General features: G+C 67.7%; 10 protein-coding genes and 2 pseudogenes. 6 read left to right on the top strand and 6 right to left on the bottom strand.

The features are described 5' to 3' along the window. Together A5709_RS20040 and A5709_RS20035 are read right to left on the bottom strand one after the other, a co-directional pair. A pseudogene (locus tag A5709_RS20040) lies at positions 1-598 on the bottom strand (ornithine decarboxylase); the annotation flags it as partial. A 198-nt stretch (positions 599-796) separates the two neighbouring features. Continuing rightward, positions 797-2,293, bottom strand: a complete 1,497-nt coding sequence (locus A5709_RS20035) for an amidase (RefSeq protein WP_068121873.1) — start codon at positions 2,291-2,293, stop codon at positions 797-799. 62 nt (positions 2,294-2,355) lie between these two features. Between A5709_RS20035 and recO the strand changes: the two genes are divergently transcribed. Genes recO through A5709_RS20020 form a run of 3 tightly spaced genes read left to right on the top strand, consistent with a single transcriptional unit; the run spans position 2,356 to position 4,518 of the window. Continuing rightward, a complete protein-coding gene (gene recO / locus A5709_RS20030; protein ID WP_067944075.1) occupies positions 2,356-3,150 on the top strand; it encodes a DNA repair protein RecO in 795 nt (264 codons plus the stop codon). Next, the gene (locus A5709_RS20025) at positions 3,143-4,033 is read left to right on the top strand and encodes a decaprenyl diphosphate synthase (RefSeq protein WP_067944060.1); all 891 of its coding nucleotides are present in this window, start codon (positions 3,143-3,145) and stop codon (positions 4,031-4,033) included. Before recO ends, A5709_RS20025 begins: the two co-directional genes overlap by 8 nt. A gap of 56 nt (positions 4,034-4,089) precedes the next feature. After that, positions 4,090-4,518, top strand: a complete 429-nt coding sequence (locus A5709_RS20020; RefSeq protein WP_068121871.1) for a hypothetical protein — start codon at positions 4,090-4,092, stop codon at positions 4,516-4,518. 4 nt (positions 4,519-4,522) lie between these two features. On the opposite strand, the gene A5709_RS20015 is transcribed toward A5709_RS20020, so the two are convergent. The 3 genes from A5709_RS20015 to A5709_RS20005 form a co-directional block, all read right to left on the bottom strand. Continuing rightward, entirely contained in the window at positions 4,523-5,524 is a 1,002-nt protein-coding gene (locus A5709_RS20015) for an alpha/beta fold hydrolase (protein ID WP_068121867.1), read from the bottom strand. Positions 5,525-5,664: 140 nt separating this feature from the next. Next, the gene (locus tag A5709_RS20010) at positions 5,665-6,057 is read right to left on the bottom strand and encodes a Fur family transcriptional regulator (RefSeq protein ID WP_067944056.1); all 393 of its coding nucleotides are present in this window, start codon (positions 6,055-6,057) and stop codon (positions 5,665-5,667) included. Between the two features lie 46 nt (positions 6,058-6,103). Beyond that, positions 6,104-6,532 carry a helix-turn-helix transcriptional regulator gene (locus tag A5709_RS20005; protein WP_068121875.1) on the bottom strand — a complete coding sequence of 143 codons (429 nt, stop codon included), beginning with the start codon at positions 6,530-6,532 and terminating at the stop codon, positions 6,104-6,106. A gap of 182 nt (positions 6,533-6,714) precedes the next feature. Here A5709_RS20005 and A5709_RS20000 point away from each other — a divergent pair, with 182 nt between their 5' ends. The 3 genes from A5709_RS20000 (at position 6,715) to A5709_RS19990 (ending at position 10,033) form a co-directional block, all read left to right on the top strand. Continuing rightward, positions 6,715-8,112, top strand: coding sequence for a glycine--tRNA ligase (locus tag A5709_RS20000; protein WP_197501074.1), 1,398 nt, complete (start codon positions 6,715-6,717; stop codon positions 8,110-8,112). A gap of 224 nt (positions 8,113-8,336) precedes the next feature. Continuing rightward, positions 8,337-9,533, top strand: a complete 1,197-nt coding sequence (locus tag A5709_RS19995; protein ID WP_068011839.1) for a PPE family protein — start codon at positions 8,337-8,339, stop codon at positions 9,531-9,533. A 185-nt stretch (positions 9,534-9,718) separates the two neighbouring features. Then, a complete protein-coding gene (locus A5709_RS19990; protein ID WP_231987017.1) occupies positions 9,719-10,033 on the top strand; it encodes a hypothetical protein in 315 nt (104 codons plus the stop codon). 24 nt (positions 10,034-10,057) lie between these two features. Here A5709_RS19990 and A5709_RS29290 read toward each other — a convergent pair. After that, a pseudogene (locus A5709_RS29290) lies at positions 10,058-10,377 on the bottom strand (TPM domain-containing protein); the annotation flags it as partial.

Below are 10,377 nucleotides of genomic sequence, written 5' to 3'. Positions count from 1 at the left end.
CCCCCCAGGCCTCGTCGATGATCAACGGCTTGCCGCGCGCGTGGCAGACCTCCGCGATCCCCGCGATGTCGGCGCAGGTGCCATACGGGCTCGGGCTGACGATGAGCGCACCGGCGGCGTCGGGGTGCTTTTCCCAGGCCTCCGCCACCTGCTGCGGTGACGGGGGGTGCGAGAAGTGATGCTCGGCGTCCCAGCGGGGGGTGATCCACCGGGGCTGCACGCCCGAGAAGATGAGGCCCGCGACGATCGACTTGTGGCTGTCCCGGCTGACCAGCAGGCTGCCGTCGCCGCCGGCCACGGCCATCATCGCCGCCTTCACCGACAGCGAACTGCCGCACGTGGAGAACCAGGCGATGTCGGCGCCCACGGCCTCGGCCATCAGGTCTTCGGCGTGCTTGAGGTACTGGTGGCTGGTCCTGCGGTCGTCCAGCCCGCCGCTGGCGAGCACGTCGTCGTGAAACGGCTCGCGGCCCAGCACCGCCAGGACCCGGTCATCGGTGCCGCGGCCCTGCCGGTGGCCCGGCGGCGTGAACCCGTACCGGTTCTTTTCCCGGTAATCGACCAGCGCATCTAACAGGGGAGCATCAGATTGGTCCATTGATCCGGTGTACCCACGTTGCCGCCGGCTATGCGACCGCCTCGAGCAACCCGCGCATTGATGGTGCCCGGTAGCCGAATTCGTCGAAGCAGAACGTGATTCGCTCCCGGCCTCCGCCGATCACCGTGCCGCGTCCCCATTCCCGGTGTGGGCACCGGCAAACCCGAAGCCGCTCAAGCGAAGTCGACTTGAAAGGCTTCATTTCCGCGGCGTGGCGCCGGACACCGGCGGTGTGCCCGTTTCGGCGTTCCACCACATCGTCGGCTGCTTGGTCGACCACCCGCACACGGCCTCCAGTTCGGCGGCCAGCGAGATCAGCATGCCCTCGCTGTTGGGCGGCCCCATCAACTGCACGCCGATCGGCAGCCCCTCGGAGGTGAACCCCGCCGGCACATTGATCGACGGCCAGCCCAGCACATTCCACGGGAAGGTCAGCGGGCAGGCGGCGATCATCGCGCGATCGGTGCCGAAGCCGCTCAACCGGTCGAAGGCGCGCGCCAGCGGCGGCGGCTGGGCGGTAGTCGGAGCCAGGACGACATCGACGATGTCGAAGATCGAACCCACCCGACGCTGGGCCTCGGTTTCGTGCCGGCGCGCGGTACGCAGGATCGCCTGACCCAACACGTGGCCCACCCGCAGGTTGGACACCGTGCGGGGGTCGAGGATCACCCCGTCGCCCAGCCGCTCCTCCCAGTCCCGCAGGCCGGCGGTCGACCGGGCGAGGAAATCCCACGACAACCGCAGCCCATAGTCGGGGTTGCCCGGCACCACGGTGTGGCCGAGCAGCTCGAGCTGGCTGGCCACGGCTCGCGTCGCCGCCAAGATCTCGGGATGCAGCTTGGGCCGAAAACCGGTGTAGGGGAACCGGGTTGACAGCGCGATGTTCAGCGGGCCGGGCGCGATACCGACATAGTCGGAGGCGGTGATCGGGGGTGGCTTGTGCCGGTCGCCCTCGACGTTGCCCGACGCCGCGTCGAGCACCAACGCCGCATCGGCCACCGTGCGGGCCAGCACGCCGTTGACCGTGATGCCGTTGAACGCGTCGGGCAGCGGCCAGGTGGAGATGCGGCCGCGCTGCGGCTTGATGCCCACCAGGTGCGTCCACGCGGCGGGGATGCGGACGCTGCCGGCCCCGTCCGAGCCGATCGCCGCGGTGACGAGCCCCGCGGCCACGGCGGCCGCGCTGCCCCCCGAGGAGCCGCCCGGGGTGTGCCGGCGCGACCAGGGGTTGCGGGTATGCCCGAACCCGGGTCCGCTGGTGAACGGCCACTGGCCCAGCTCGCAGGTGTTGGTCTTGCCGACGATCACCGCGCCCGCGGCCTTGAGGCGGCGAACCACCTCGGCGTCGTGGGTAGCGGGTGGGACATATCCCTCGGTGCCGAACGCGGTCGGCACTCCAGCAACGTCGACGTCGTCTTTGACCGCGATCGGGATACCCAGCAACGGCGCCGTGTCGCCGGCCGCCCGCCGCCGGTCCGCCGCCGCCGCGTCGGCCAGGGCCGACTCGGTGAGCACCACGCGGAAGGCGTTCAGCGTGGGCTGGCTGGCGTGGATGGCGTGCAGCGACCGGCGCACCAGTGTGACCGAAGTCACGGACCGGCTGGCAAGCTGATAGAGCAGGTCAGTCAGTGTGGGCAGGCGCTGGCCACCGGATCCGAAAATGGATCCAGGGCCTGACTCGAAAGCGCCAATCACGGGGTACGAGACTAACCGGCGCGGATACCAGCATTGTCGCGGCGGGGTGCAAAACTATGGTGATGCGGCTGTATCGAGACCGGGCGGTGGTGTTGCGCCAACACAAGCTCGGCGAAGCCGACCGGATCGTCACGTTGCTCACCCGTGACCACGGATTGGTTCGGGCGGTGGCGAAGGGCGTTCGCCGCACCCGCAGCAAATTCGGCGCGCGGCTGGAACCGTTCGCGCACATCGACGCGCAACTGCACCCCGGCCGCAATCTCGACATCGTCACCCAGGTCGTCTCGATCGACGCGTTCGCCACCGACATCGTCAGCGATTACGGCCGCTACACCTGTGGGTGCGCGATGTTGGAAACCGCCGAACGCCTCGCCGGGGAGGAGCGGGCCCCCGCCCCGACCCTGCACCGGCTCACGGTCAGCGCCTTGCGGGCGGTGGCCGACGGCCGCCGCTCCCGGGACCTGCTGCTGGACGCCTACCTGCTGCGTGCCATGGGCATCGCCGGGTGGGCGCCGGCGCTGACCGAGTGCGCCCGGTGCGCCACGCCAGGGCCGCACCGCGCGTTTCACGTCGGCGCCGGGGGCAGCGTCTGCACGCACTGCCGCCCGGCCGGTTCGACGACACCGCCGCCGGGCGTGCTGGATCTGATGTCGGCGCTGCACGACGGCGATTGGGTGTTCGCCGAAGAGGCCCCGCAATCGCACCGCAGCTACGTCAGCGGACTGGTGGCCGCGCACCTGCAATGGCATCTGGAACGCCAGCTCAAGACGTTGCCACTGGTGGAACGGACGTATCACGTCGACCGCACCATCGCCGAACGGCGCGCAGCGCTGATGGAGCAGTTGGACTGTGGCTAAAGCCGAGCGCAAGCTCAAGTCGACCGGCTTCCCGCAGTTGCCCCCGGCGCCCGACGATTACCCGGTTTTCCCCGACAAATCGACATGGCCGGTGGTCTTCCCCGAACTACCGCCATCTCGTGACGGCGGCCCGAGCCGCCCGCCGCAGCACACCTCGAAAGCAAGCCCGCCGCGTATTCCGGCGGACCGATTGCCCAACCATGTGGCCATCGTGATGGACGGCAACGGCCGCTGGGCCACCGAACAGGGACTGACGCGCACCGATGGCCACCGGGCGGGCGAGGCGGTAGTCATTGACGTCGTCTGTGGCGCAATAGAAATCGGCATCAAGTGGCTGAGCCTCTACGCGTTTTCCACCGAGAACTGGAAGCGGTCCCCCGAGGAGGTCCGCTTCCTGATGGGCTTCAACCGGGACGTGGTACGCATGCGCCGCGTGAACTTGAAGACCATAGGGGTCAAAATCCGGTGGGTGGGTTCGCGGCCACGGCTGTGGCGCAGCGTGATCAACGAGTTGGCGATCGCGGAGGACATGACGAAGGACAACGACGTCATCACGGTCAACTACTGTGTCAACTACGGAGGTCGTGCCGAAATCGCGGACGCCGCAAAGGAAATCGCGCGCCTAGCCGCCGCCGGCAGGCTGAATCCGGAGCGCATCACGGAGTCGACGGTGGCGCATCACCTGCAACGGCCCGACATCCCCGACGTGGACCTCTTCCTGAGGACCTCGGGCGAACAGCGGTCCAGCAACTTCATGCTGTGGCAGGCCGCGTACGCCGAGTACATCTTCCAGGACAAGTTGTGGCCGGACTACGACCGGCGCGACCTGTGGGCGGCGTGCGAGGAATACGCTTCGCGCAACAGAAGGTTCGGGAGCGCGTAGTGGGGACCGGAAGCGCGGCGGAGCCGGGCGCAACGGGTCCTCACGGGGAGGATCCAATGCCATCACTGCAGGAGCGTCTGGCTTCGGTACTCGGCGTGGTCCTTGCGGTCCAGGAGGAGTCCGACGGGGCGCTGACGGTGCGCCATGCCGGGACCATCGCTTCGTTGCGGGTGGTGAATATCGCCGAGGACCTCGACCTGGTGTCGCTCACGCAAGTCTTGGCGTGGGATCTGCCGCTGACCAAGAAGGTCAGCGATCAGGTCGCCAAGCAGGCCCGCGCCAGCAATTTCGGCAGCGTCACGACGATCGAGAAGGTCAACGAGAAGGCCGTGCAACGCAACTCGGGCAGGGGCGCCGCAAAGAGCGCCGACGTGATGCTGCGCTACAACTTTCCCGGCGCCGGCTTGACCGACGACGCGCTGCGCACCCTGGTGCTGTTGGTGCTGGACAGCGGCGCCGATATCCGTCGCACGTTGACGGGGTAGGGCGCTAGGACACCGCCGATTCGGCCAGAGCGGCGGCTATCGATCCCGGGGCGTTTCCGCCGGCGCGGGTCTGCAGCAACGAGCGTAGGAGGTCTTGGTCGTGCTGAGCCGGTCGGGTCGAGTCGACGAACCGCTCGACGACTTCGACGAAGCGATCCGGGTCGTCTTTGAACGGCATGTGCCCGGAGTTTTCGAAGATCTCCAAGCGTGATCCGGGCATCGCCTCGTGGGCCATCCGGGCATGCTCTACCGGGATCACGAAGTCGTCCTCACCCCAGATCACTTGCACCGGAATGGGTTGCGCGAGATAGCTTCGGTCCAACATGGTGACGAATTGGCCGCGCCCGTCCACCACCGACCGCAACGTGCGCGCGAACGCCGACAACGCGCGCGGGTCCCGGAAGCCCTCGAGCAGATTCACCACATCGGCGACATCGTGCCCGAAGTTGGTGGGGCCCAACACGGTAGCCATGGCCCGTCCGAACAGTCGAATCGCAGGCATCACGCCCGGCGTGCGCAGCATGGCCAGGGCCTCGCTGCCCAACGGCATCGCCGCCAACCGCAAGGCCACACTCACCTCCCGGGCGACGCCACCGCTGCTGACCAGCACGATGCGTTCTACCAACTGCGGGTACTGATAGGCGAATTGCATTGCGACACCGCCACCGAACGAATGCCCGACCAGCGTGACGCGGTCAATGTCAAGCGCGGCAAGCAAGTCGCGCATACCGTTCGCGAAGGCCGCCAACGAGTAGTCGGCGCGTGGTTTGTCCGATTCCCCGTGGCCCAGCAGATCCGGTGCGATGACCGTGAACCGTCGCGCGAGTTTGGCGTGTACCGGCTCCCATGCCGTGGACTTGTCGCCGACGCCGTGGATCAGCAGCAGAGCCGGTCCCGAACCGGCGATCCGGAAGGCCCGCCGGTAGCCATGGATGGTGCGAAATTGCAGTGACGGAGCCTCGACGTCGCGTACGGGCCGCAGGTGGGGCGATGGGTGGTTCCGCATGTTGCTCTCAATTCCCTCGAGTTCGTGCTTGCCTCGGCCCGTGGGCCACTCATGGGTAGGAGCACGCGGCGGGCGCGTGACGGGACACCTTTTCGGTAACTTTTTTCCGCCGTGCCGCGTTCGGCCGGCTTCGGGTCAACCTAGGTCCCGCACTGGGAACAGGTGCCGAAGATCTCGATGGTGTGGCTGACGTCGGAATAGCCGTATTTGGAGGCGACTTGGGCCGCCCACTCCTCGACCTCGTGGTCACCGACTTCGATCGTGGAACCGCAGCTGCGGCAGACCAGATGGTGATGGTGGTGTTCGGAGCACCTGCGGTAGACCGACTCCCCGGTGTCGGTGCGAAGTGTGTCGACCATTCCCGCCGCCGCCATTGACTGCAGCGTCCGGTAGACCGTGGTCAGCCCGATGTTCTCGCCGCGGCGGCGGAGCTCGTCGTGCAACTCCTGCGCCGAGCGGAAGTCGTCGAGGGTGTCCATCAGCGTGGAGATCGCCGCCCGCTGACGGGTCGACCGGACACTCGCGCCTGTCATTGGTGCCGTCCCACGCACGCGGGTCCTGCATCGTGGCCGGCGCGTGTCATTGGGTGTCCTCGCTCGCGTGGGCGACCGCGTCCACCACGATGTGCGCCAGGTGGTGGTCGGCAAGCCGGTACAGCACCTCGCGGCCGGATCGCTCCCCGGCGACGACGCCGGCGGCCTTCAGGATTTTCAGGTGCTGGCTGACCAGCGGCTGCGGCACGCCGAGCGCGTCGACCAGCTCGTGCACGCAGCGCTGGGATTCACGCAGCTGCAACACGATGGCGATCCGCACCGGAGCGGCCAGCGCGCGCAGCAGCTCACCGGCCGCGTCGAGAATCTCCCGGGGCGGCGGGACGGGGTAATCGGCCGGCGCGTGTCCGCCGGGGCCGGTTTCGCCGTGCTCGTGGGCAACCACGCTCATCACCGGTCCCACGTCGCCGTCGGCGGTGGCCGACAACGAGGAAGGCGGGAAGGGGGACATCGCCATGGAGAGAGTCATCACCTCGAGAAGGGCCAGGTAGCGGGGAGGGTGCGCCGTGCGGCGGTCGACTTCCACTGTCACATGCATGATGACGCATGTCAAAGACCGGGGGGCCGATCGTTACGATGACGAATGCTCTGCGCACGGCGGTCGAGCGCCGCTCGTGCCCGTCCTAACCCGGAAAGGGAGTGCACCACCCCGTGGCGTCCGTCATCGACACCGTAGTGAACCTGGCCAAACGTCGCGGCTTCGTCTTTCCTTCGGGTGAGATCTACGGCGGCACCCGGTCGGCGTGGGACTACGGCCCGCTGGGAGTGGAACTCAAGGAGAACATCAAGCGTCAGTGGTGGCGAGCGGTGGTCACCGGGCGCGACGACGTCGTGGGCATCGATTCGTCGATCATCCTGCCGCGGCAGGTCTGGGTGGCCTCCGGCCACGTCGAGGTCTTCCACGATCCGCTGGTCGAGTGCCTGAACTGCCATCACCGGCATCGCCAGGACCACATGCAGGAGGCGTACGCGGCCAAGAAGGGGATTGACGACCCCGACTCGGTGCCGATGACCGAGATCGTCTGCCCGGATTGCGGAACCAAGGGCCAGTGGACCGAGCCGCGCGAGTTCAACATGATGCTCAAGACCCACCTCGGGCCGATCGAGACCGAGGAGGGCTTGCACTATCTGCGTCCGGAGACCGCGCAGGGCATCTTCGTCAACTTCGCCAACGTGGTCACCACCGCGCGCAAGAAGCCGCCGTTCGGTATCGGTCAGATCGGCAAGAGTTTTCGCAATGAGATCACGCCGGGCAACTTCATTTTCCGGACCCGCGAGTTCGAGCAGATGGAAATGGAATTCTTCGTGGAGCCGTCGACCGCGAAGGAATGGCATCAGTATTGGATCGACACCCGCCTGCAGTGGTATCTCGAGCTGGGTATCGACCCGGAGAATCTGCGGTTATACGAACACCCTCCCGAGAAGCTTTCGCACTACTCCGACCGGACGGTCGACATCGAGTACAAGTTCGGCTTCGCGGGCAACCCGTGGGGCGAGCTGGAGGGCGTCGCCAACCGGACCGATTTCGACTTGTCCACGCACGCAAAACATTCCGGCGCCGACCTGTCGTACTACGACCAGGGCACCGATACCCGGTACATCCCCTATGTCATCGAACCGGCGGCGGGGCTGACGCGGTCGTTCATGGCGTTTCTGATCGACGCCTACACCGAGGACCAGGCGCCGAACGCCAAGGGTGTGATGGAGAAGCGCACGCTGCTCCGCCTGGATCCGCGATTGGCCCCGGTTAAGGCCGCGGTGCTGCCGCTGTCCCGGCACGCCGACTTGAGTCCCAAGGCCCGCGACCTGGCCGCCGAGTTGCGCAGGTGCTGGAACATCGATTTCGACGACGCCGGCGCGATCGGGCGCCGCTACCGGCGCCAGGACGAGGTGGGGACGCCGTACTGCGTGACGGTGGATTTCGACTCCCTCGAAGACAACGCCGTCACGGTGCGCCGGCGCGATGACATGACGCAAGAACGGGTCGCGATGAATGCCGTCGCCGACTACCTGGCGGCGCGGCTCAAGGGTTGCTGACCGGGGCTGGCGCCGCGCCCTCCGGAGCTCCCGCCTTGCCTCCTGACCGGCATCGACACCCCGCCGCCGCGCCTAATTAAACGTTTCGTAAAAAACCGCATTTGGGTAACCGATTGGCTTAGGCTCGATGCGGATGTTGCTCACGTGTCTAGTCGCCGGGGGTGGCTGTCGGTTCGCATGGGTGTAGGTGCCGTTGACTCGGTAGTCGGTGGGTTGGGGATGTGATGATTCCTGCTTTTATGTTCTTCCCCCCCGAGATCAACTCTGCCCTGATGTACGGCGGCGCCGGCCCCGGCCCGCTGTTGACGGCGGCATCGGCCTGGGAAGCACTGGCGGCGGATTTGGCGACGGCGGCGGCGTCGTTTGAGTCGGTTGTGACGGGAGTGGCAGCGGGTCCCTGGACGGGCCCGTCGTCGGTGGCGATGGTGGCGGCGGCGACGCCGTATCTGCAGTGGCTGATCTCGGCCGCCGGGCAGGCCGAGATGGCGGCCGCCCAGGCGACGGCGGCGGCGGCGGCCTATGAGGCGGCGTTCATGGCGACGGTGCCCACCCCGGAGGTGCTTGCGAATCGCCTCCGGCTGTTAATGCTCATCGCCACGAACTTCTTCGGTCAGAACACCCCGGCGATCGCGATGACCGAAATCGAGTACATGGAGATGTGGGCCCAGGACGTGGCCGCGATGGTGGGCTATCACGTCGGGGCGCAGACGGTGGCCGCGACGTTGCCGGCGTTCAGCGCCCCGCCGGTGGCTCTGGGCGGATTGGCGGGCCTGGTGACGGCGCCGCTGGACTTCGCGTCCCAGGCGTTCGGAGCGCTGGGGGCCAGCTTTGTTTCGCAGCTGCAGGCGGTGCTCGGGGCGTTCTTCCCCGGCCTCTCGTCCGTGACGTCCTTACTGTCGTCGATGCCGGTGACGACGATGACCGCCCTGGCGCCGATTGGCATGTACCCCGCGACCGCGCTGATGTCCCCGATGATGGTGCTGGCCCACAACGTCGGGCCGGCGGCGCCCGCGATGGCCGGTGTCACCACCGTGGCCGCACAGACGCCGCTCGCCACCGGCGGCCTCCAAGCGCCGCAATCGCTCGGTGGGCTGGGCGTCGCCACGGCGGGGTTGGGCACCGCTCGGTTCGTGGGAGCGATCACGGTGCCGCCGACCTGGCAGGGCTCGATGCCGGTGCCGGCGGTGCTGACCAGTCTCGCGGTGCCGGCGTTGGGCACCCAATTACCGACGCCGATCGCGACCGGGGGATCGTCCTCCGCGTCGCCCGCATCCGCCGGCTCCACGTCGGCCATGGCCATGGCGATGGACGAACGCGATACCGACAAAAACAAGACCGACCGCAGGGGCCGCCGCGGTGGGGAGAACCCACACGTTGTTCAGTCGCGGCCCAAGGTGGTGCCGCGGACCAAGGGCGGATAGCGGGGCCCACCGCCGTTCGCGGGCGCTGAGCCTGCTTGCCGGTTCCGGCCCGGGGGGTCGGGGATGCCCGCGGAAGCAAATCCACGTTTTTCGGGTATTTGTCTGAAGTTTGGCTTACGATATGCCTGCTTGCTGTTATTAGGTTCGGCCACAGCATCCGAAAGTCGGCTGTGGAAGGGGGCAACATGCTTTTGCCTCTTGGTCCGCCGTTACCAGATGACTCGGTCTCGGCGGTTCGGGGTGAGTCGGGGATGCTCGGCGGCCTGTCGGTGCCACTCGTTTGGGGTGTGGCCGTGCCACCGGATGACTACGACCACTGGGCCCCGAAGCCGGAAGTGAGCGCCGACCCCGGCGACGCGGCGGCCGACGCTCCCGCCCCGGCCGCGGTCGCGGACCCCAAAGAATGGAACGACTGGCAGCGGTGGGAAGGCGAAGCCGAGCCCCGCTTCGACGTACCGCGCAGCGGAGGCGTGATTCCGCATTCACCGGCCGCCGGTTGACCGCCGGGTTCTAGGGCGAGCGGCTCAGAATCGTCCGCCGCCGCCCATGAAGCCGCCGCCGGACGATCCCCCCGACGACCCGCCGAACGATGTGGGGCTCCAGCCGCCGAAGCCGCCCCGCATGCCCCCGCCGAGCAGATTGCCGATGATGATGCCGCCCAGGCGCAGTCTCTGGCCAATGCCGATGTGCAATCGATTCAGCGCGCCTACGCGCGGCGCGGGGGCGGCGACATGGGAGCAATGCTGGGCGGCATCATCATCGGCAATCTGCTCGGCGGCGGCCTGCTCCTGCGCCAGCGTGACCAGCAGCCCGTTGAGATCGGCATCCGCCCTGGACAACTCGG

This window comes from Mycobacterium sp. E1386 (assembly GCF_001672745.1).
Lineage (GTDB): Bacteria > Actinomycetota > Actinomycetes > Mycobacteriales > Mycobacteriaceae > Mycobacterium.
The sequence above is the reverse complement of the archived record's forward strand: the minus strand, read 5'-3'. Positions and strand labels throughout refer to the sequence as shown.